Origin of the sequence: Streptomyces lancefieldiae, from assembly GCF_031845825.1 — a bacterium.
GTDB lineage: Bacteria > Actinomycetota > Actinomycetes > Streptomycetales > Streptomycetaceae > Streptomyces > Streptomyces lancefieldiae.
Map to the genome: position 1 here is coordinate 126,460 of NZ_JAVRFH010000001.1, position 22,218 is coordinate 148,677.

The window sequence follows — 22,218 nt, forward strand, 5'->3', positions numbered from 1 at the left end:
CGAGGGGACGGCCGCCCCGTGCGGCCGTCCCCGCCGAACCTCTCACCTGGACCCATGACCGCAAGAGAAGAGGCCGCCGCCCGGGCGGCAACGCCGGCAGCACGCACACGGCCGTACCTGATCGGCGTACGGCACCACAGTCCGGCACTGGCCGTCGCCGTACCCCGGCTGCTGGACGCCGTGGACGCCGAGGTCGTCTGCGTCGAACTGCCGGCCGACTTCCAGCCGTGGTTGCCGTACCTCTCCGATCCGCGCACCGCCGCGCCGGTGGCCCTGACCGGTGCGCACCAGGACGGACGGCTGCGCTTCTACGCCCTCGCCGACTTCTCCCCGGAACTGGCGGCGATCCGCTGGGCACGGGAACACGGCGCGGAGGTGATCTGCTGCGATCTGCCCCTCGCGGCCCCGGAGTGGTCGGCCCCGCCCGGAAACGGTGCGGAGCCGGCCGGTACGGACGTGGGCGAGTTGTGGGACCGTACGGTGGAGGCACTGGCGCCCGGCAGCACCCCGGAGGCCGTGCGCGGCGCCGCCCTCGACTTCGGCCGGGCGCTGCGCCGGGACAGGGCGGCCCGCGGCGGAATCGCGGCTGCCGACCTCGCCCGCGAGGCACACATGCGCCGCGTCGTCTCCGCGGCCGGGGAGCGCCGGGTCGCGGCGGTGGTCGGCGCCTTCCACGCGCCCGGCCTGGTCGACGAGGGAGAATCCGGGGCCGTGGGGCAGGCCGCGGCCGTCGAACACCCGGACCAGGGTTCCCCGGTCGTCACGTCCCTGGTGCCGTACGTCTTCGCGCTGCTGGACCCCCGCTCCGGCTGCCCGGCGGGCGTCCGTGACCCGCGCTGGCAGCAGGCGGTGCTCGAAGCGGAGGGCGACCCCGACCGGATACGCGACGCAGCCGCCCGCCTCGTCACCGAACTGTGCCGGGAGATCCGCGCGTCCGGGCACCCCGCGGGGACCGGAGAGGCGATCGAGACCCTGCGGCTGGCCTGCGACCTCGGCACCCTGCGCGGGCTGCCCGCACCCGGCCGCGCAGAACTGCTGGAAGCGGTGACGTCCGTACTGGGCCGGGGCGAACCGCTCGGCCGGGTACTGGAGACGGTGCTGGTCGGCGAGGGCCGCGGCCACCTCGCCCCCGGCACACCCCGTTCCGGACTCGGCCCCTGGGTGGAGGCGGAGCTCGCGTCGCTGCGGATGCCCGGTCCGAGCGGCCCGGACCGCCGGGAGCTCCGCCTCTCGCCGCTCCGCTCCGCCCTCGACGCCCGCCGCGAGATCCTGCTCCAGCGCCTCAAGGAGTGCGGGGTGGGCTACGCCGAGCCGGTCGAGGTGTCCACCGCGGGGGAGGGAAGTGCCCTCACCACACGCTGGCGGGCGGCCTGGACCCCGGCGGTCGCCGCCCGGCTGGAACTGGTGGGCGTCAGGGGCGTCACCGCCGCCCAGGCGGCCGACGGCACCCTCCGGGAGAACCACCGCCGGGCGTCGGCGGACGGCGGGGTCACCCCGGCCCGGGTCATCGGCGTCCTGGGGGCCGCGGCCCGGTGCGCCCTGCCCGACCTGGTCGGCGACTGCCTCACGGAGGCCGCGAGGGTCCTGCCCCGGGCGGCGAGCCTGCCCGAACTGCTGGAGGCGCTGGACCTGCTGGAGTCCATACGCCGGGAACACCTGCCCGGCACCACCGAGCGGACACGCGCCCGGGCCGCCGGACTCGCCGACACGCTGCTGGAAGCCGCCGTCCGTGCTCTGCCGGGGCTGGCGGGCAGCGACGAGAAGGAGGACGCCGTCGCCGTGGTGACCCTGGCCGTCCGCAGCGCCGAGGACCGGCTCGGCCTGCGGCTGGACAGCGAGCTGTACCGGCTCTCGCGCACCGGCTCCCCGCTCGTCCAGGGTGCGGCCCTCGCCGCCCGGGTGCTGCTCGACCTCGACGGCTCGGACCTGCTGGGCCACAGGCTCGCCGGCTGGGTCGAAACGGCGACGGGACCGGACACCCGGCACCGGCTGGAGCGTCGGCTCACCGGGCTGCTCGTCGCCGCGGGACCCCTGGTCGAGTCCGTACCCACGGCCCTCGACCCGCTCTTCGAGCGCGTCGAGACCATGAGCGACCGCGACTTCCTCGACCGACTGCCCGCCCTGCGCGGCGGATTCCTGGCACTCACCCGGGAGGGACGGGGACGGCTGCTCGCGGCCGTGACCGACCGCCTGGGCGACCGCCCCGACCTCCGGCTCCCCGCGTCCGCCGAGCTGGTCGGCCGGTGGGCCGAGGCCGACCACGAAGGGTTCGCCGTACTGAGGGGACTGGGCCTGGCGGGCCTGGTGAGCCCTACGGCGGCCTCGCCCTCCGAGTTCGGGTCCGAGACCGAGTTCGGGTCCGGGTTCGGGTTCGGGTCCGAGTTCGGGTCTGAAACCGAGCCCAAGGCCGAGCCCAGGGCCGAGTCCGGCTCCGGGGCCGTGCCGTTCACGGACGGTCCCGCCCCGGTCGAGACCCCGCACGGGGCGCCACGGCTCGGCCCCGCCGACCGATGGCGGCTGCTGCTGGGCCGCGAAACGGCGAAACTCCCTCCGGCCCTGCTGCCGTATGCCCGGGCCCTGGACGAGCTGTTCGGGCAGGACGGGCAGGGCGGAGAGACGGGGCAGAGCGGGGAGGACGGCGGGGCGAGCGCGGCGACCGACGCGAGCGCCGACGGCGGCGAGCAGGGGCACGGCGACGCATCCCCGGCCGACGGCCGCGGCGCGGGCGACCGAGACCGCACCGGGGGCCAGGGCCGGGGCTACCCCAGTGCCCGGCACTGGGCCGAGGACCTCGAAGCGCTCTTCGGCGCGGACATCCGGGAGGAGGTCCTGGGGCGCGCCGTCGCCAACGGCCGTACGGATGTGATCGCCCACCTCGACCCCGCGTCCGTACGCCCTTCCGTGGAGCTGCTGTCCGCCGTGCTGTCGCTCGCCCGGGGCATGCCCGAGCAGCAGGTGGCCAGTCTCCGGCCGCTCGTGAAACGGCTGGTCGACGAGCTGACCCGGGAACTCGCCACCCGCCTGCGCCCCACGCTGACCGGCCTCACCACGCCGCGTCCCACCCGGCGCCCCGGCGGCCGGCTCGACCTGCCCCGCACGCTGCGCGCCAATCTCGCCCACACCCGGCGTCTGGAGGACGGCAGGGTCGAGGTCATCCCCGAACGGCCGGTCTTCAGGACCCGCACCGCACGGCAGAACGACTGGCGGCTGATCCTGGTCGTCGATGTCTCCGCCTCCATGGAGGCCTCGGTCATCTGGTCGGCGCTCACGGCCGCCGTACTCGGCGGAGCGCCCATGCTCTCCACCCACTTCCTCACCTTCAGTACGCTGGTCGCCGACCTCACCGGCCTGGTCGCCGACCCGCTCTCCCTGCTGCTGGAGGTGAAGGTCGGCGGCGGCACGCACATCGCGGCCGGACTGGCCCATGCCCGCTCGTTGGTGACGGTGCCCGACCGCACCCTGGTGGTGGTCGTCAGTGACTTCCACGAGGGCGGCGCGGTCGACGCCCTGCTGGCCGAGACCAGGGCCCTGGTCTCCTCCGGCGTCCACCTGCTGGGCTGCGCCGCGCTGGACGCCGACGGCGTCCCCTGCTACTCGGTGCCGATCGCTCGGCAACTCGTCGCGGCCGGCATGCCGGTGGCCGCCCTCAGCCCCCTCTCGCTCGCCCGCTGGGTGGGCGAGCGTGTCCGTGGAGCCACCCGATGACCTCTTCCCGCCCGGACATCCCCCTCCCGCCGGTCGCACCGGAGGTGTTCGCCTCCGTGGTGGCCGGCCTGACCACGCGGCTGCGCGGCCGACTGGACACCGCTGTCGAGGCCGTGGCCGCCGAGCCCGTCGTCACCACCGAGGACGGCACGTTCCGCGTCCGCTGCGGTGAGGACGCGTGGGTGACGCTGAAGCCGAACCCGTCCGGTACGGTCACCGACCCCGACCAGGCCCACTGCACCTGCCTGCTGGCGCCGCGCTGCCTGCACCGGGCGGCGGTACTGGGAGCCTGCCCGATCGCCGACGCGGACCCCGAGGACGACGCCCGCCCCACCGACCCGAACCGCCGCACGGAACGGGACCGAGGTGCGGGACGGCACCGTCCTGCGGAACCGGGCGGTCCGGCCGACCCGCACCGTCCGGTTGTTCGGGACCGTTTGGCGGACCTGGGCCGTCCGGCCGATCCCGACCGTCCGGCTGATCCCGACCGTCCGCTTGATCCCGACCGGCCGGTCGACTCGGACCGCCCGGCGGACCCCGACCGCCCCGCGGAGCCGGCACATCCCGCCGCCCCCTCCGTCGAGCAGGTCCGTGCCGCCTCCGGTCTCTGGACGGCGGCGGCGGCCGTGCTCTCGGCCGGAACGGCCGGTGCCGGAGCGGTCCTTCAGGCCGAGCTGCTCCGCGCCGCCCACACGGCTCGCCTGGCGGGTCTGCACCGCGCGGAGGGCGCGGCCCTGAGCGTCGTACGCCGTCTGCGTGACGTGCGCGGCCCGCACGGCGCCCACGGACTCGCCGAGCTGGTCTCCACCCTGCGTGAACTCCTCCTCGTCACCCACCGGCTGAAGGCGGCCGACCCCGACCCGGCACTCATCGGCGCCGTCCGGCACAACCACCGCCCCGACGGACCACTTCGGCTGTACGGTGTCTGCCGCGAACCGGTGATCGGCCCCGGTGACCTCGGCGGCGTGGTCACCCATCTCCGGGACGACGACGGCCGCTGGTACACGCTCCGCGACGTTCGACCCGGCGGCCCCACCCGGGCCCGCCGCGCCGGTACGGCCCATGTCGCCATCCGGTCCTTCCTGAGCGACCACTCACGGCTGTCCCGCGGCGGCCTGATCGTCTCGGGCGCGGTCGTCGCCCCGGACGGCCGCCTTCTGCCGGAGAACGGGGTACGTGCCACCTTCGCCGCCGGCCGGTCCTGGACCGAGGCCGCGTCGGCGACGGTGTTCGCCCGGCCGATCACCGAGCCCGCCACCGGGAAGCTCCCGGCGTCCCTCGCGGGGACCCCCGACGGAGCCGGGCAGGCCCGGGCACTGACCGGCTGCGACGTGGAGATCGTCGCGGCCGACGGTGACGAACTGCTGGTGCGCGTACTGACAGGCCGAGGCGGCTCGTTCACGCGAGTACGGCCTGTCCCCGGTCCGCCGGTCCGCCTTTCCCCCGCCCACCGCCACCCCGGTCTCGCGCACACCGCCAACCTGCGGCGGCTGGGCGCGTACCCCGGGCTGCGGATCCGGGTCCTCGGCCGCGTCGACCCCGACCGGGTCACGACCCTCCGCCCGCTCGCCGTCGGGCCGGTACCCGGCACCGAGGCCACCCTGCGCCTGCCGGACGAGTGGCAGGGCCGCGCCGACCTCGGCTACGACCACCTCCAGAGCGGCCACTTTCCGCCGGACCTCCCCCTTCCGTCCCCGCCCCTCCCCTCCGGCGCCACCGTCCCCTCGGCCGACTCGCCGCTCCGGCGTGTTCGCAGCCTCCTCGAACTGGCGGTCGGGGGAGGACGCCGGGCCGCCGCCGAGCCCGCACGCGACAGCGACCGCCACGGCCACGTGGCCGCGCTGCGCCGCGGCGGATTCGCCACCGGCGCGGAGCTGGTCGCCACGCTCGGCGCGGTGGCCGCGTACCGTACCCGCGACGCCTTCGGCCGCCTCGCCGAGGACGATCAGGACCACTACACGGCCCAGTGGCTCGCCGCGGCCGTCTATCTCGCCGCCACGGAGGCGGCCCTGGGCCGTGGCACCTGGCAGGGATGAGCCGACGCGGTCAGCGCTCGGTCAGCGCTCCAGCTCCTTGTGCGCCGTCTCCGGCAGCCGCAGGTACACCAGAGAGGACAGCAGGCACACGACGGCGACGTACCAGGGGAAGAGCCCGGAGTGGCCCAGGTCCTTGAACAGCGTGCCCACGTACGGTGCCGTGCCGCCGAACAGGGCGACCGTCAGCGAGTAGGGGAAGCCGATGCCGGCCGCCCGCACCCGGGGCGGGAAGATCTCGGCGTTGACGGCGGCGCTGATCGAGGTGAAGCCGGTCAGCAGGATCATGCCGGCGCACTGCACGAGCAGCAGGACGGCGAAGGAGTCGCGCAGGGAGTGCAGCAGCGGCACGGTCAGCAGGGCGAACCCCACGCCGAAGAAGAGCAGCAGGGGGCGGCGCCCGAAGCGGTCGGAGAGCATTCCGCCCAGCGGCTGGAGCAGTCCGAAGAAGGCCAGCGAGAGGGTGCCCGCGAGCAGCGCGTCCGACTTGTCCAGCCCGGTGTTGAGCTCCGCGTACGTCGGCAGGTACGACGTCCAGGTGTAGTAGGCGAGGGTGCCGCCCGCGGTGATGCCGCCGATCAGCAGCGACTCGCGCGGATGGCGGCGCAGTGCCTCGAACAGGCCGGGACGCGGCGCCCGCCGCTGCTCGGCGCTGCGGGTCTCCTGGGCGCCCTGCCGGATCCAGAAGCCGACCAGGCTGAGCACGGCACCGAGGACGAACGGCACCCGCCAGCCCCAGCCGTTCATCCGGTCCTCGCTCAGCGTGTCCACGAGAACCGTCGCGATGCCGGACGCGACGAGCTGCCCGGCGGTCGTCGAGACGTACTGGAAGCTGGAGAACAGGCCGCGGCGGCCGGGCCCCGCCGACTCCACCAGGAAGGTCGTCGACGCCGCGAACTCACCGCCGACCGAGAGGCCCTGGAGCAGTCGGGCCACGACCAGGACCACCGGGGCCAGCACACCGGCCGCCGCGTAGGTCGGGGTCAGCCCGACCAGCAGGCTGCTGCCGCCCATCAGCAGGATGGTGACCGTCAGCGCGGCGCGCCGCCCGCGCCGGTCGGCGACCGCGCCCATCAGCAGTCCGCCGACGGGCCGCATGAAGAAGCCCACCGCGAACACGGCGAACGTCGACAGCAGCGGCACCAGCGAGTCGTCCGCGCTCTCGGGGAACACCTGGTCGGCGATGTAGGTGGCCAGGAAGGTGTAGGCGTACCAGTCGTACCATTCCACGGCGTTGCCCACCGAGGCGGCGAGGAGCTGGCGTACCGGCTGTCGGGTCGTCGGTGAGTCCGTGCGCATGCCTGTCATGATCGCGACCATCCCCGGGTGACGCGCCCGGCACACCTCACGTACCGACGACTTTCACACGAGCGACACCACACCCTTCCCTGCCGTTTGGTGCTCCTGGAACACTCCTTTCGCGCACGTTCCGTCATCACCCGGCACCGTCCGGCCGGTTGGTTCCCCCCGAGGCGAGAGGCCCTTCACTCCATGCCCGAAGTCAACCGGCGTCGTTTCCTCCAACTCGCGGGCGCCACGACGGCGTTCAGCGCGCTGTCCGCGAGCATCGAGCGAGCCGCCGCGCTCCCGGCGAACCACCGCTCGGAGTCGATCGAGGACGTCGAGCACATCGTCGTCCTGATGCAGGAGAACCGTTCGTTCGACCACTACTTCGGCAGGCTGAGAGGTGTCCGGGGCTTCGGTGACCCGCACCCGGTGACCCTGGACAGCGGCAAGTCGGTGTGGCACCAGACCAAGGCCGACGGCACGGAGGTCCTGCCCTTCCACCCCGAGGCCGACGACCTCGGCATGCAGTTCCTGGAGGGGCTGCCGCACGGCTGGCCCGACGGCCAGGCCGCCTACCGGGGCGGCAAGTACGACCGGTGGCTGCCCGCCAAGGGCACCACGACCATGGCGTACCTGACCCGCGAGGACATCCCCTTCCACTACGCGCTCGCCGACGCCTTCACGGTCTGCGACGCCTACCACTGCTCCTTCATCGGCTCCACCGACCCCAACCGCTACTACCTGTGGTCGGGACACACGGGCAACGACGGCGAGGGCGGCGGCCCGGTCCTCGGCAACGACGAGCTGGGCTACGACTGGACGACGTACCCCGAGCGGCTGGAGGAGGCCGGGATCTCCTGGAAGATCTACCAGGACATCGGCGACGGCCTGGACCCGGCCGGCCACTGGGGCTGGATCGACGACGCCTACCGCGGCAACTACGGCGACAACTCCCTGCTGTACTTCAACAAGTACCGCAACGCGAAGCCGGGCGACGCCCTGTACGACAAGGCCCGCACCGGCACCGACGTGAAGAACGGCGACGGCTACTTCGACCGGCTCCGCGCCGACGTCGAGGCCGACCGGCTGCCCGCGATCTCCTGGATCGCCTCCCCCGAGGCCTTCTCCGAGCACTCCAACTGGCCCTCGAACTACGGCGCCTGGTACATATCCCAGGTCCTGGACGCGCTCACCGCCAACCCGGCCGTGTGGGCGAAGACGGCCCTGTTCATCACCTACGACGAGAACGACGGCTTCTTCGACCACGCGGTGCCGCCGCTGCCGCCGAAGTCCGACGCGCAGGGCCGGTCCACCGTCGACGTCTCGCTGGACGTCTTCGCCGGCAGCAGGACCCACCGCGAGGGTTTCTACGGGCTCGGTCCGCGCGTGCCCATGCTGGTCGTCTCGCCGTGGAGCAAGGGCGGCTTCGTCTGCTCCGAGACCTTCGACCACACGTCGGTCATCCGGTTCATGGAGCGCCGCTTCGGCGTCCGCGAGCCGAACATCTCGCCGTGGCGGCGCGCCATCTGCGGCGACCTGACCAGCGCCTTCGACTTCTCCCGCAAGGACAGCCGGCCGGCCCGCCTGCCGGACACCGACGCCTACGAGCCGCCGGACCGCGAACGCCACCCGGACTACCGCCCGACGCCGCCGGCCGACCCGGACATGCCCCGGCAGGAGCGCGGCCTGCGCCCCGCCCGCCCGCTGCGGTACGCCCCGCACGTGGACGGCGCCGTGGACGCGGCGGCGGGCAGGTTCACGCTCACCTTCGCCTCCGGCGCCCAGGCAGGCGCTGCCTTCCTCGTCACCTCCGGCAACCGCACCGACGGCCCCTGGACGTACACCACGGAGGCCGGCAAGAGCATCGCGGACACCTGGAACGCGGCGTACTCGGACGGCTCGTACGACCTGACCGTGCACGGCCCCAACGGCTTCCTGCGCGCCTTCCGGGGAGCCAACCGGGTCGCCGGGCCCGAGGTCACCGCCCGGCACACCGGCGACGACGTCCGGCTGACCCTCACCAACCCCGGCTCCGGCACGGTCCGTCTGCGGATCGAGAACGCCTACGGCGGCCGGGGCAGGACCGTCACCGTGCGCCCCGGTACCACCGTGCGGCACACCGTCGACCTGGAGCGGAGCCGACGCTGGTACGACCTGACCGTCACCTGGGAGGCCGACCCCGCGTTCCTGCGGCGCTTCGCCGGGCACGTGGAGAACGGCCGGCCGGGGGTGAGCGACCCGGCGATCGTCACGGACTAGGTGTATTGACCCGCAGGGTTGTTCACGCGGGTGATGGGTGGGTGGCCGCCCTCCGGGCGACGACGGGAATGGTCAGACAGGCCCTGGCGGCGATCACAGCGCGGCGAGGCGCGCCCCGGCCCTGGCTCCCGGGCCACCAGCACCGCCTGCGGGCGCGCCGGTCCCGGTCCCGGCGCGGGCCCTGGCGCGCCGCCTCCGGGTCCGGCACGGCGGCCACCGGGCCGGGGGGGCGGCGTTCGTCACCGGGTGACGGTGGTCAGAGCGGTGTGAGGTGTCCCGGCTCCGGTTGCCTGGGCATCAGTACCGGCTCCGGGTGTGTCGGTTCCGGCTCCGGGCGGGCCGCCTCCGGGGCCGGGACGGCGGCCACCGGACGGGGGGCGTCGGGCGGCCGGGGCGTCGCCCGGCTCAGCTGGACCACGCCCCACGCGGCAAGCGCCGCGCCGGCCAGTGCGAGCAGCACGCCACCCGGCCCGCCCCGCAGCCGCTCCCCGAGCAGGGACAGCCCGATCACCGCGGCGGCCACCGGATTGGCGAGGGTCACCACCGCCAGCGGGGCGCCCAGACCGCCCCGGTACGCCGTCTGCGACAGCAGCAGCCCGCCCGCCGCGAACGCCGCCACCAGCACCGCCACCCCGATCACCTGCACGCTGAGCAGCGGACCCGAGCGGTCCGTGACGGCGACCGTGACCGTCTGGGTGAGCGCCGAGGCGACCCCGGAGGCGATGCCGGACGCCGTCGCGTGCCGCAGTCCCGGCCGCGCGCCGGGCCACGACAGCACGCCGATGAGCGCGGCGGTGGCGCCGGAGACCGCCAGCGCCTCCGGCACGCGCAGGACGTCGTCGGGCGCGGGCCCGGACGCGGTGAGCAGCAGCGCGCCCAGCCCCAGCAGCGTCAGTCCGGTGCCCCGCCACTCGACCGCGCTCACCCGCCGGCCCGCCAGCCGCGCCCCCAGGGGCACCGCCGCGACCAGGGTGAGCGCACCGAGCGGCTGGACCACGGTGAGCGGGCCGTACTTGAGGGCCACGACGTGCAGCAGCGCGGCCGAGGCGTTGAGCGCGACCGACCACCACCAGGCGCCGTCGGCCAGCAGGCGCAGGGCGCCCGTGTCCGAACTGCGGGAGGCCAGCCGTTCCTGGGCCACGGCCGCGGCGGCGTAGGCGCACGCGGAGACCAGGGACAGCAGGACGGCGATCAGAGCGGCGCTCATCGCCCCGCCCCCACCAGCTCGGGCTGTTCCGCCGCCCGGCGTCGCGTCGGCGGCCGGCCCGGCGGCACGGTGCGCGGCGTGCGGTGCGGCAGGTGGATCACCGCGAGCGCGAGGCCGAGCAGGGCCGCCGCCACGATCACGTCGAGCCAGTAGTGGTTCGCGGTGCCCACGATCACCAGCAGGGTCACCAGCGGATGCAGCAGCCAGAGCCACCGCAGGCGCGAGCGCGTCGCGAGGATCAGTCCGATCGCCAGCATCAGGGCCCAGCCGAAGTGCAGCGAGGGCATCGCCGCGAACTGGTTCGACAACTGGTCGGTGCGTGGCGGTCCGTACACCGAAGGACCGAACACCCGGGCGGTGTCGATCAAGCCGGTCGCGCCCAGCATGCGCGGCGGGGCGAGCGGGAAGACGAGGTGCAGCACCAGCGCGGCGCCCGTCACCGCGGCCAGCGCCCGGCGGGCCCGGACGTAGTGCCCCGGCCGTCGAAGGTAGAGCCAGATCAGGAAGGCCGCGGTGGCCGGGAAGTGCACGGTGGCGTAGTAGGTGTTCGCCACGTGCACGAGGGTGTCGCCGTGCAGGAGCAGGGACTGCACCGCGCCCTCGTCGGGCAGTCGGAGCACGCGCTCCCAGTCCCACACGTGGCGCGCGTTGCGGAAGGCCTCGGCGGTGTGGCCCGTCGCCAGCTGCCGGCCGAGTTTGTATACGAGGAACAGTCCCGCGACGAGCAGGAGTTCACGGACGAGTGGCGGGCGCGCGGGTGCGTCCGGCTCCGCTGGTGCAGGCTCGGTGCGGGCAGTCATCCCCCGGCCCTTTCGCTGACGGTGGTGCGTGTGGCTCACAGGGACGGGGGCGTGTGACGGTTTTCATCGATACGACCTCGTTCCGATACGCCAGTGTACCGATACGCTGGTGTACCGGTACACTGGCGTATCGATAGACATACGACACACTGAAGTACGGGCGTCTCGAGTGCCGCTGTAGTGGTACTGGACCCGGTGAGGAGCAGAGCAGATGACGTCGCAGGCCGCGGACCGACCGGAATCGGTCGGCACCTCGCGCCGCTCCAAGATCACGCCCGAGCGTGAGCAGGAGTTCTTCGACGCGGTGCTCGAACAGATCCGGTCCTGCGGCTACGACGCCGTCACCATGGAGGGCATCGCCGCCAGCACCCGGTGCAGCAAGTCCACGCTCTACCGGCAGTGGAAGACCAAGCCCCAGTTCGTGGCCGCGGCGCTGCGCTCCCACCGCCGGGTGCGCTTCGTCGGCATCGACACCGGGTCGCTCGCCGAGGACCTGCGCCAGGCGGCCCGGGCCGCGGGCGGCGGGGCGGGCAAGGACACCGGGCTGCTCCAGGCGCTCGGCCACGCGGTCATGCAGGACCCGGAACTCCAGTGCGCGCTGCGCGAGGCGCTCGTCGAGCCGGAGATCGCCGCGCTCCGGGAGATCCTCGGGCGCGGTGTCGAACGGGGAGAGGTCCCCGCCGACCACCCGGCGCTGGAGTACGTGCCCGCGCAGATCTTCGGCATGCTGCGCATGCGGCCCGTCCTGGAGGGCGAGCAGGCCGACGCGGACTACCTCGTCCGGTTCGTGGAGGCCGTCGTCCGCCAGCACGTACACGCCGACACCGATGCCGGCCAGGACGGCCACGGCCGCCACCACGGCCGCGCCGGTCCGCAGCCGGCGCCGCCGCGCGGACGGCTGCTGCACGGGATACCCGGGATAGCCCGGGTGCACGGGGTACGGTCCGGGAGCGGGGTAAGGCCCGGGCCCGGAGTCGGACGACCCGGGCGCGGAGTCGGGCGCCGGCGGCTGCGTCGGAGGTCCCCACGCGGCGGCCGACCCCGCGGGACGGACCTGGTCCGTCCATGCCTTGCCGTCCCACCAGCGCTCGGTGGCGGGACCGTCATTCTTCTGTCCGGGGTCCGGGTACCACCCGGGAGGAGTCACCTGCGTCATGTGCCCACCGTATGAGGCGTCGGTGAAAGCGGGATGAGAGGCCCGGCCGGAACCGGCCTCCGGCCGACGGTGCCGGGCGCCAGGAGTTGACGGACACCGACGGGAGCCGTCGCTGATGGAGCGCTCGGCGCGTCGTCCGTGCTTTACCGCATGTCACCCGTCACGGCAACTACTGCCCTGACGGTCCACCACTTGCGCCATCGGACGGCTAGGCTCAGGATCTGTACGTCATTCGGGCGACTTGGGGAGGCAGCGGGATGACGGAGGTACGGTCGACGACCGCCGCCTCGGCCTCCCTCTGGGAGCGCGACGAGGAAGTCGCCACCATCACACGGGCGGTGGACACCCTGTGCGCGGACCGCTCGTCCACCGGCACCCTGCTGGTGGCCAGGGGCGAGGCGGGAGTCGGCAAGACCGCGCTGCTCGCCGAGACCCGCCGCATCGCCGAGGCCCGGGGCTGCGCCGTCTGGTCGGCGCGCGGCGGGGAGACCCTGCGGTCCGTCCCCTTCAACGTCGTACGGCAACTGCTCCAGCCCGCGCTGGTGTCCATGCTCCCGGAGGAGGCGCGGGAGTACCTCGGCGACTGGTACGACATCGCGGGCCCCGCCCTCGGCATAGCGGAACCCGGCGAGCGGCAGGCCGACCCGCAGGGCGTGTGCGACGGCCTGGTCGCCGTCGTGCGCCGGCTCGCCCGACGGGAGTGGCCGCTGGTCCTGCTGATCGACGACGCGCACTGGGCCGACCAGGAGACCCTGCGCTGGCTGGCCGCGCTCGCCGAACGGCTCGACGAGACCTCCGTCCTGGTCGTGGTCGCCCGCCGCCCCGGCGACGCCACCGGCGACAGCGCCCGCCACCTGGACGCGGCCGCCGCCCTGGGCCGGCCCCTCGCCCCGCTGAACGCCCTGACCCCGCAAGGGACGGCCGGCCTCACCCGGGCCACCGTGGGCCACCACGCCGACGCCGCGTTCTGCCGCGAGGTGTGGGCCGTCACCGGCGGCAACGCCTACGAGACGGTCGAACTCCTCGCCAAGGTCCGGGACAGCGAACTGGAACCGGTCGAGGCGCACGCCGCCGAACTGCGCGCCCTGAACCAGTCCGCCCGGGGCGGCGGCCTCCTCGCCCGCCTGGAGCAACTCGGCGTCGACGCCACCCGGTTCGCCTGGGCCGCCGCCATCCTCGGCGGCGGCATCACCGTCGACATGGTGGCCCGGCTCACCACGCTCGACCGCGCCGACGCCGCCCGCTGCGCCGAGCTGCTGTGCGACGCCCGCATCCTCACCACGCCCGACCCGGCCGCCGGACAACCGGCCGCGGGCGACCTGGAGTTCGTCCACCCGCTGATCGCCACCGACGTCTACGACTCCATCCCCGGCGCGCTGTGCACGGCGATGCACGGCATAGCGGCCCAACTGGTCACCGACTCCGGACTGGGTGCCGCGGCCGCCTCCCGCCACCTGCTCCGGGTGCATCCCGACGACGATCCGGAAGTCGTCGAGCAACTGCGCGACGCCGCCCGCGAGCACCTCGCCGTCGGTGCCCCCGAAGCGGCCCACCGCTGCCTCGAACGCGCCCTCGAGGAACCGCCGCTGCCCGAATGCCACGCTCTCGTGCTCTACGAGCTGGGCTGCGCCGCCCTGCTCACCGCGCCCGCCACCACCATCGACCACCTGCGCACCGCGCTCGCACTGCCCGGCCTCGACGGCGACCAACGCGTCAACGCCGTGTTCCGGCTCTCCGAGGCCCTGGTCCACAACGACCAGCTGGAGGAGGCCGTCCGCACCGTCGAGGCGGAGGCCGCCCGCACCTCGGACCCGTCCGCCCGGCTGCGGCTGCAGGCCGTCCAGTACATGTGGGAGGGCCTCCATCCCGGCGCGACGTCCTCGCCCGGTTGGTCCGCGAGCCTCGCCGACATCGCGGGGACCCGCACCGGCCGGGACAACACCGAGCGTGCCCTGCTCATCCTGCGCGGCTTCGACGCCATGAGCCACGGTGAGAACGCCGAGGAGGTCGTCGAGCTGTGCGACCGGACCCTCGTCAACGGCCGCCTCGCTCCCGGGCTCGGCTGGACCGACTCCGAGTGGGGTCTGGAACTGCCGATGATGCTGGCCACCTGCTACGCCTACACCGACCGGCTCGACCGCGCCGAGGCGCTGTTCACCGAGGCCCTGCGCGCCTACGAGAGCGCCGGGTGGAGCGGCGGCCACCTCGCCGTCGCGCACACCTACGTGGGGCTCGGCCACCGCAGGCGTGGCCGCCTCAGGGAGGCCGAGAAGTCCCTGCGCCAATCGCTGCGCATCGCGGAGCGGGTCGGCCGGGGTCTGCCGCTGTACTGGTCCGCGGTCTGCAACCTGATCGACACCCTGCTCGCCCGCGGCCATGTCGAGGAGGCCCGGTCCGTCGCCGACCAGTACGGCTTCGACCCGCCGTACCCGTCCACGATCGTGCTGCCCGAGCCCCGTTCCGTACGGGGGCGGCTGCTGCTCGCCACGGGCCGCACCAAGGAAGGCGTCAACGAACTGGAGGCCGCTGAGAAGGCGGCGGCCGCACGCGGCCGGCACAACCCGGTGGTGTCCCCCTGGGCGACCGAGCTCGCCCGCGCCCTCGCCACCGAGGATCCCGGCCGCGCCGCCCGGCTGGTCACCGACGCCCGCCGCCAGGCCGAATGCTTCGGCACGGACACCGCCATAGGGGAGGCCCTGCGCTGCGCCGCCGCCCTGGAGACCGGCCGGCGCGCGGTACGGCTCGCCGGCCAGGCCGTCACCTACCTGGAGGCCTCCCCCTGCCAGTACGAGCACGCCGCCGCCCGTGTGGAGTACGGCATCGCGGCCCGCTCGGCGGACGAGCTCGAGCGGGGCATGGCGCTGGCGGACTCGTGCGGCGCCGACGGGCTGGTGGCGCGGGCACGCGAGGCACTGGAGGCGGTACACGCCGGCTGAGGGCCGCCGCCTCAGCTCCCGGTGCCGTCCTCCTCGGCCAGCACCCGCTGGGCCGCCGCGAACGCCGAGTTCGCCGCCGGCACCCCGCAGTACACCGCCGTCTGCAGCAGTACGGCGCCGATCTCCTCGGGCGTCAGCCCGTTGCGCCGGGCCGCCCGGACGTGCATGGCCAGTTCTTCGTAGTGACCGTGCGCGACCAGCGCGGTCAGGGTGACCATGCTGCGCTCGCGGCGCGAGAGCGTCTCGTCGGTCCAGATCTCGCCCCAGGCGTAGCGCGAGATGAAGTCCTGGAAGCGAGCGGTGAACGGGGTCTGCCGCCCCTGCGCCCGGTCCACGTGCGCGTCGCCCAGCACCTCACGCCGCACCGCCATGCCCCGCCTGGCACCGCCGTCGAAGTGGCCGCGCAGGGCGGTCAGCACCGCCTCGGGACGCTCGGCCGGCGCCAGGTGCGAGGCCCCCGGAATCTCGGTCAGCGCGGCGCCCGGCACCGCGTCGGCGATCTCCCGCAGATGCGCGGGCGGCGTCGCCGGGTCCTGTCGGCCCGCGACGAGCAGCGTCGGCGCGCAGATCTCGCCGAGCCGGTCCCGCAGGTCGAACGCGGCCAGCGCGTCACAACAGGCGGCGTACGCCCCCGGATCCGCGTCCCGGTGGTCCCGCACCAGCTCCGGCACGGTGAACCCCGGCGTGAACCACCGCTGGTCCGCGCTCTCGGCCAGCTTCGCCAGGCCCTCCGCCCGTACCAGCGCGGCCCGTTCCTCCCACGCCCGCGCGCCGTTGAAGTGCGCCGACGAGCAGAGCACGGCCAGGGACGACACCCGCTCCGGATGGTGCACCGCCAGATGCAGACCCACCGCACCGCCCAGCGACACTCCCGCGTAGGCGAACCGCTCCACCCCGAGCGAGTCGGCGAGTGCCAGCACCAGAGCGGCGAGGTCGCCGACGGTGGCACCGGGCCCGATGAGCTCCGCCGCCGAACCGCCGTGCCCCGGCAGGTCCCAGCGGATCACCCGGTGCCCGACGGACAGCTCGGGCGCCACCTTGTCCCACAGGGCGTACGAGGTGCCGAGCGAGGGCCCCAGCAGCAGCGGGGGAGCGGAAGCGGGGCCTTCGGTCAGGTGGTTGAGCATGGTCAACGTCGCTCCAGGGCGCGGTCGGTCAGGGCTCCGGCGGAGCCGGTGTAGCGGGCGGGGTCGGTCAGGGTGGCGAGGTCGAGGCCCTTCAGCTCGGGTACCTCGGCGAGCAGTTCGCCCAGACTGCGGTCCTCGGCATACGTACGCCGGGCGAGTTCGGTGAGCAGCTCCTTGGCGCGGGCCCGCCCGAGCACCGGCGCCAGCGCGGCGGAGAGCCGCTCCGACACGATCAGCCCGTGCGTGAGGTCGAGGTGCGCGCGCATCGCGTCCGGACGCACCCGCAGCCCCTCGGTCAGCTCGGCCGCGTCGCGCACGGCCCCGCCGACCAGCCGCAGCAGCTCCCGCAGCGGCTCCCACTCGGCGTGCCAGGCCCCGGCGGGCCGCTCGTCCCCGGCGGCCAGGGCGCCGTACAGTGTCGCCGCGAGCTGCGGCGCGCGCCGGGCGGCCGCCGCGATCAGCGTGGACCGTACGGGATTGGCCTTGTGCGGCATCGCCGACGAGCCGCCGCCGCTGCCCTCGGAGACCTCGGCGATCTCGGTGCGGGAGAGGGTCAGCACGTCCTCGGCGACCTTGCCGAGCGCCCCGGCGGTGAACGCGAGGCATCCGGCCAGGTCGGCGACCGGGGTGCGCAGGGTGTGCCAGGGCAACAGCGGCGCCCGCAGCCCCAGCTCACGGGCGTACGCCGCCGGCAGCGCGGTCGGGTCCGTCGCACCGTACGCCTCGAAGGCCGCCAACGTGCCTGCCGCTCCGCCGAGTTGGGCGGGCAGCGCGTCGCGCACGGCGGCGATCCGGTCCCGGGCGTCCAGCACCAGCGTGCGCCAGCCGGCCGCCTTCAGCCCGAAGGTCGTCGGCACGGCGTGCTGGGTGAGCGTCCGGCCCGGCATCGCCGTGTCCCGGTGCTCGGCGGCCAGCCCGGCCAGGGCGCGTTCGGTCCGGGCGAGATCGGGGAGCAGCAGGTCCAGGGTGCGGGCGGCGACCAGCATCGTCGCCGAGTCCATGATGTCCTGGCTGGTCGCACCCCGGTGCACGTACGGGCCGTACTCCGCGCCGACCGCCTCCGTCAGGTCCGCGACCAGCGGGATCACCGGGTTCCCGCCGCTCCGGGCGCGCTCGGCGAGGGACCGCACGTCGAAGCGGGCCGGGTCGGCGGCGTCGGTCACCGCCCTCGCCGCCTCGGCGGGGGCGAGGCCCAGCCCGGCCTGGGCCCGGGTCAGCGCCGCCTCCGCGTCCAGCAGCGCCCGCAGATGGGCGCGGTCACCGGTCGCGGACGCGGCCGGCGAGCCCGCCCACCCGGGGGCGAGCAGGCTCGTGTCGGCGTCGGTGTCGATGCCGGCGTGATGGGCGTGATCGGCGGGTGATGTCACTGGAACTCCAGGAAGACCGTCTCGCCCTCGCCCTGAAGGCGGATGTCGAAACGGTACGTCCGATTGCCCTCGTCGGCGGCGATCAGCGTGTCGCGGCGCTCGGGGTCCACCCGGGACAGCAGCGGGTCCGCGGCGAGCACCGCCTCGTCACCCGGCAGATAGAGCCGGGTGAACAGGTGCACGAGCAGTCCGCGCGCGAAGACGCACACGCTGACGTACGGCGCGTTGCGGCCCAGGGCGCCCGGGCGCAGGGTCCGCGCGTACCAGTGCCCGTCCGCGTCGGTCTGGATGCGGCCGAAGCCGGTGAACTCCACGCCGTTGCGGCCGAGGAAGCCGCCGGAGGCGGGGTCGCGCCGCATCGAACCGTCCACCGACGGCAGGTTGCCCTCGCTGTCCGGCCCCCACAGCTCTATGAGGGCGTCCGGCAGCGGGTCGCCCTCGCCGTCGTACACGTACCCGTGCACGGTGATCGTGTCCGGGTGCCCGAGGGGCGCGATGTCCTCGCCGCCGCGGAAGGGCAGCGCGTAACCGTAGAACGGGCCGACCGTGTGGGACGGCGTGGGCAGTACGTTCTCCGGGCCGCTGGTGTCGATCTTCGTCATGGCGGGTCAGCGTCCTTCTTCGATCCAGGTGGCGTTCGGGCCGTCGAGCACGATGTCCCAGTGGTAGCCGAGCGAGAACTCCGGCACGGACAGGCTGTGGTCGTACGTCGCGATCAGCCGCTGCCGGGCCGCGTCGTCCGTCACGGACTGCAGGATCGGGTCGTAGGGGAAGAGCGGGTCGTTGGGGAAGTACATCTGCGTCACGAGCCGCTGGGTGAACGCCGAGCCGAAGACCGAGAAGTGGATGTGGGCCGGGCGCCAGGCGTTGACGTGGTTGCGCCACGGGTACGGGCCGGGCTGGATGGTGGTGAAGCGGTAGAAGCCGTCGTCGTCGGAGAGGGTGCGGCCCACGCCCGTGAAGTTGGGATCCAGCGGCGCGTCGTGCTGCTCGCGCTGGTGGGCGTAGCGACCGGCCGAGTTGGCCTGCCAGATCTCCACGAGCTGTCCGCGCACCGCGCGTCCGTCGCGGTCCAGCAGGCGGCCCGACACGGTGATGCGCTCGCCGACCGGCTCACCGGTGTGCTGCCGGGTCAGGTCGTTGTCGATGGCGGTGAGGTCCCGTTCCCCGAAGGCGGGGGAGGACAGTTCCACCAGCTCCGGGTCCTTGGCCACGTCGATGTTGATCGGCGGCTGCTTCGGGTGGCGCAGCACCGAGGAGCGGTACGGGGCGTAGTCGCGGCGCGGGTGGTGCTCGACGGGCGAGCCGTCGGCGACCCGCTTCTCGTACGCGGCGTGCTCGGCCGCGATCTCCGCGTCGATGTCGTGCTGAGTGAGAGTCATGGGGGTTCCCGGGGTGACTGGGGCCTGTCCGGCGGATCAGGCCGCAGGAATGTGGCGGTGCCTGTTCGGCGCCGGTGAGCGGGGTCTGGTGCGTACAGCTGCAAGGCGGAGGAGGGCGACAACGCGGAGCGTTGGCAACCGGCGACAACGCGGCGGATGTGCGTGCCGGACCCCGCGTCCGCGGCATGATCCGCCGGTCAGGCCCTAGCGGTCGAGGACGAGGGCGAGGCCCTGGCCGACGCCGATGCAGAGGGTGGCGATGCCGGTGCCGCCGCCCTTGCGGGCGAGCTGGTGGGCGACGGTGCCGGCGAGACGGGCACCGGAGGCACCGAGCGGGTGGCCGAGGGCGATGGCTCCGCCCTGCGGGTTGAGGATCGCGGGGTCGAACTCGGGCCACTCGGCGACGCAGCCCAGTACCTGGGCGGCGAAGGCCTCGTTGAGTTCGAGGACGTCGAGGTCGGCGAAGGTGCGGCCGGCCTTGGCGAGGGCGCGGTTCACCGCTTCCACGGGGGCGAGACCGAAGTACTGCGGGTCGTTCGCCGAGACGCCGGTGGCGGAGATCCGGGCCAGCGGCTCGCGGCCGGTGGCCTTCAGGCCCTCCTCGTCGACCAGCAGCAGCGCCGCGGCGCCGTCGTTGAGCGGCGAGGCGTTCCCGGCGGTCACGGTGCCTCCCCCAGCCTCCGGCCGGGGGGACCCCCATCTCGCTTCGCTCGCCGTGCGGAACGACGGCTTGAGCTTCGCCATCGCCTCCAGGGACGCGCCCGGGCGTACGCACTCGTCGGCGGCGAAGTCGACCGGGTCGCCCTTGCGCTGCGGCACCGGCACGGGCGCGAGCTCGATGTCGAACAGGCCGTCCGCCTGCGCCTGCGCGGCCTTGTGGTGGGAGGCGAGGGCGAACTCGTCCTGCTGCTCCCGCCCGATCTCGTGCTTGTCCGCGATCAGCTCCGCCGACTCGCCGAGGGGGATGGTCCACTGCGGGTCCATCCTCGGGTTGACCATGCGCCAGCCCAGGGTGGTCGAGTACAGCTCGGCGTGCCCGGCCGGGAACGGCCGGTCCGACTTGGGCAGCACGTACGGGGCCCGGGTCATCGACTCCACGCCGCCCGCCAGCACGATCGAGGCGTCCCCGACCGCGATGGCGCGGGCGGCCTGGACGACGGCCTCCAGACCGGAGGCGCACAGCCGGTTCACGGTCACACCGGGAACGGAGGTGGGCAGTCCGGCGAGCAGGGCGGCCATGCGGGCGACGTTGCGGTTCTCCTCGCCGGCGCCGTTGGCGTTGCCGAAGTACACGTCCTCGATCCGGGACGGGTCCAGGCCGGGGGTGCGGGCGAGGAGTTCACGGACGGCGTGTGCGGCCAGGTCGTCCGGGCGCACGCCGGCCAGGGAGCCGTTGTACTTGCCGAACGGGGTGCGCACCGCGTCGACGACGTAGACGTCCTTCACTTCAGGTCCTCCGCGATGACTAGCCCGGCGTCGGTCTTGGCGACGACCTCGTCGACGTCCACGCCCGGTGCGGTCTCCACCAGGACCAGGCCGTCGTCGGTGACGTCGAGGACGCCGAGGTCGGTGATGATCCGGTTCACGCACGCCTTGCCGGTGAGCGGCAGCGCGCACTCCTCGAGGATCTTCGGGGAGCCGTCCTTCGCGGTGTGGGTCATGACGACGATGACGGTGCGCGCGCCGTGGACGAGGTCCATGGCCCCGCCGATCCCGGTGATCATCTTGCCCGGGACGGCCCAGTTGGCCAGGTCACCGGTGGCGGAGACCTGCATCGCCCCGAGCACGGCGACGTCGATGTGCCCGCCGCGGATCATCCCGAACGACAGCGCCGAGTCGAAGAAGGAGGCGCCCGGCAGGACCGTCACGGTCTCCTTGCCGGCGTTGATCAGATCGGGGTCGACCTGGTCGTCCGTGGGGTACGGGCCGGTGCCCAGGATGCCGTTCTCGGACTCCAGGGTCACCTCCACGCCCTCGGGGAGGTGGTTCGGGATCAGCGTCGGCAGACCTATGCCGAGGTTGACGTACTGGCCGTCCTCGAGCTCACGCGCGGCCCGCGCGGCCATCTGTTCACGCGTCCAGGCCATCAGCTGCTCACCGTCCCTCGTGCCGAAGGCGCGGAAATCGTGCGCCGTTCGATCTTCTTGTCGGCGGCCTGCTCGGGAGTGAGCGCGACCACCCGTTGCACGAAGATCCCCGGCAGGTGCACGGCGTCCGGGTCGATCCCGCCGGGTTCCACCAGCTCCTCCACCTCGGCGATGGTGACCCGGCCCGCCATGGCCGCCAGCGGGTTGAAGTTCCGCGACGACCTGGCGAACACCAGGTTGCCGTGGCGGTCGCCCTTCGCCGCCCTGACCAGGGCGAAGTCAGTGCGGATGCCGCGCTCCAGCACGTACTCCCCGCCGTCGAACTCGCGGACCTCCTTCGGCGGCGACGCCAGCGCGACCCCGCCGGAGCCGTCGTAGCGCCACGGCAGCCCGCCCTCGGCGATCTGCGTGCCCACCCCCGCCGGCGTGTAGAAGGCCGGGATGCCCGCACCACCGGCCCGCAACCGCTCGGCCAGCGTGCCCTGCGGGATCATCTCCACCTCCAACTCCCCGCCCAGGTACTGCCGCGCGAACTCCTTGTTGGCGCCGATGTAGGACCCGGTCACCCTGGCGATGCGCCCCGCGGCCAGCAGGACCGCCAGCCCGGACTCCATCGCCCCGCAGTTGTTGGAGACGACCGACAGCTCGCCGACCCCGCGCTCGTACAGCGCCTGGATCAGCACGTTCGGCACACCGCTCAGCCCGAAACCGCCCACCGCGAGCGATGCGCCGTCCGGCACGTCGGCCACCGCCTCAGCGGCTGTGGCCACCACCTTGTCCATCCGAGAAGCCCCATCTCTTCCTGGCGCCCGAGAAACAAATTAATCAGCGCACTGAGTATTTCGGCGAGGTTTCCCACACGCTGCCACTGG

At 74.0% G+C, this 22,218-nt stretch carries 14 protein-coding genes and 2 pseudogenes; 5 read left to right on the plus strand and 11 right to left on the minus strand.

Annotated features, from left to right (window positions below; genetic code table 11):
- The first annotated feature begins 54 nt into the window (after positions 1–54).
- Positions 55–3,705 carry a DUF5682 family protein gene (locus RM812_RS00470; RefSeq protein WP_311570317.1) on the plus strand — a complete coding sequence of 1,217 codons (3,651 nt, stop codon included), beginning with the start codon at positions 55–57 and terminating at the stop codon, positions 3,703–3,705.
- A complete protein-coding gene (locus tag RM812_RS00475; protein WP_311570318.1) occupies positions 3,702–5,741 on the plus strand; it encodes an SWIM zinc finger family protein in 2,040 nt (679 codons plus the stop codon). Before RM812_RS00470 ends, RM812_RS00475 begins: the two co-directional genes overlap by 4 nt.
- Positions 5,742–5,762: 21 nt before the next feature.
- On the opposite strand, the gene RM812_RS00480 is transcribed toward RM812_RS00475, so the two are convergent.
- Positions 5,763–7,058 (minus strand): MFS transporter, encoded by a 1,296-nt coding sequence (locus tag RM812_RS00480; RefSeq protein ID WP_311570319.1) that lies wholly within the window; start codon positions 7,056–7,058, stop codon positions 5,763–5,765.
- 171 nt (positions 7,059–7,229) lie between these two features.
- On the opposite strand from RM812_RS00480, the gene RM812_RS00485 reads away from it, so the two are divergent.
- Positions 7,230–9,284 (plus strand): phosphocholine-specific phospholipase C, encoded by a 2,055-nt coding sequence (locus RM812_RS00485; protein WP_311570320.1) that lies wholly within the window; start codon positions 7,230–7,232, stop codon positions 9,282–9,284.
- A 256-nt stretch (positions 9,285–9,540) separates the two neighbouring features.
- On the opposite strand, the gene RM812_RS00490 is transcribed toward RM812_RS00485, so the two are convergent.
- Both RM812_RS00490 and RM812_RS00495 read right to left on the minus strand, forming a co-directional pair.
- Complete coding sequence (locus RM812_RS00490) at positions 9,541–10,491, minus strand: DMT family protein (RefSeq protein WP_311570321.1); 951 nt, start codon at positions 10,489–10,491, stop codon at positions 9,541–9,543.
- Positions 10,488–11,291 (minus strand): phosphatase PAP2 family protein, encoded by an 804-nt coding sequence (locus tag RM812_RS00495; RefSeq protein WP_311570322.1) that lies wholly within the window; start codon positions 11,289–11,291, stop codon positions 10,488–10,490. Before RM812_RS00495 ends, RM812_RS00490 begins: the two co-directional genes overlap by 4 nt.
- Before the next feature lie 211 nt (positions 11,292–11,502).
- Between RM812_RS00495 and RM812_RS00500 the strand changes: the two are divergent.
- Positions 11,503–12,093: pseudogene (locus RM812_RS00500) on the plus strand (TetR/AcrR family transcriptional regulator); the annotation flags it as partial.
- Here the strand turns inward: RM812_RS00500 and RM812_RS00505 are convergent.
- A pseudogene (locus RM812_RS00505) lies at positions 12,085–12,447 on the minus strand (DUF2510 domain-containing protein); the annotation flags it as partial. The pseudogenes RM812_RS00500 and RM812_RS00505 sit on opposite strands and share 9 nt — an antisense overlap.
- Positions 12,448–12,704: 257 nt before the next feature.
- Here RM812_RS00505 and RM812_RS00510 point away from each other — a divergent pair.
- Positions 12,705–15,383, plus strand: a complete 2,679-nt coding sequence (locus RM812_RS00510) for an ATP-binding protein (RefSeq protein ID WP_311570323.1) — start codon at positions 12,705–12,707, stop codon at positions 15,381–15,383.
- An 11-nt stretch (positions 15,384–15,394) separates the two neighbouring features.
- Here the strand turns inward: RM812_RS00510 and pcaDC are convergent, their stop codons facing one another.
- The 7 genes from pcaDC to RM812_RS00545 all read right to left on the minus strand — a co-directional run bounded on the left by pcaDC (position 15,395) and on the right by RM812_RS00545 (position 22,128).
- Positions 15,395–16,510, minus strand: a complete 1,116-nt coding sequence (gene pcaDC / locus RM812_RS00515) for a bifunctional 3-oxoadipate enol-lactonase/4-carboxymuconolactone decarboxylase PcaDC (protein WP_311570324.1) — start codon at positions 16,508–16,510, stop codon at positions 15,395–15,397.
- Positions 16,511–16,512: 2 nt separating this feature from the next.
- A complete protein-coding gene (gene pcaB, locus RM812_RS00520; protein WP_311570325.1) occupies positions 16,513–17,877 on the minus strand; it encodes a 3-carboxy-cis,cis-muconate cycloisomerase in 1,365 nt (454 codons plus the stop codon).
- Positions 17,874–18,479 carry a protocatechuate 3,4-dioxygenase subunit alpha gene (gene pcaG / locus RM812_RS00525; RefSeq protein WP_311570326.1) on the minus strand — a complete coding sequence of 202 codons (606 nt, stop codon included), beginning with the start codon at positions 18,477–18,479 and terminating at the stop codon, positions 17,874–17,876. The genes pcaB and pcaG overlap by 4 nt, the downstream gene beginning before the upstream one ends.
- 6 nt (positions 18,480–18,485) lie before the next feature.
- On the minus strand, positions 18,486–19,259 hold the full coding sequence (gene pcaH, locus RM812_RS00530; protein ID WP_311570327.1) for a protocatechuate 3,4-dioxygenase subunit beta: 774 nt from the start codon (positions 19,257–19,259) through the stop codon (positions 18,486–18,488).
- Positions 19,260–19,463: 204 nt separating this feature from the next.
- Complete coding sequence (locus tag RM812_RS00535) at positions 19,464–20,705, minus strand: thiolase family protein (RefSeq protein WP_311570328.1); 1,242 nt, start codon at positions 20,703–20,705, stop codon at positions 19,464–19,466.
- A complete protein-coding gene (locus RM812_RS00540; protein WP_311570329.1) occupies positions 20,702–21,346 on the minus strand; it encodes a CoA transferase subunit B in 645 nt (214 codons plus the stop codon). Before RM812_RS00540 ends, RM812_RS00535 begins: the two co-directional genes overlap by 4 nt.
- Positions 21,346–22,128 (minus strand): CoA transferase subunit A, encoded by a 783-nt coding sequence (locus RM812_RS00545; protein WP_311570330.1) that lies wholly within the window; start codon positions 22,126–22,128, stop codon positions 21,346–21,348. The genes RM812_RS00540 and RM812_RS00545 overlap by 1 nt, the downstream gene beginning before the upstream one ends.
- Positions 22,129–22,218: the final 90 nt, after the last annotated feature.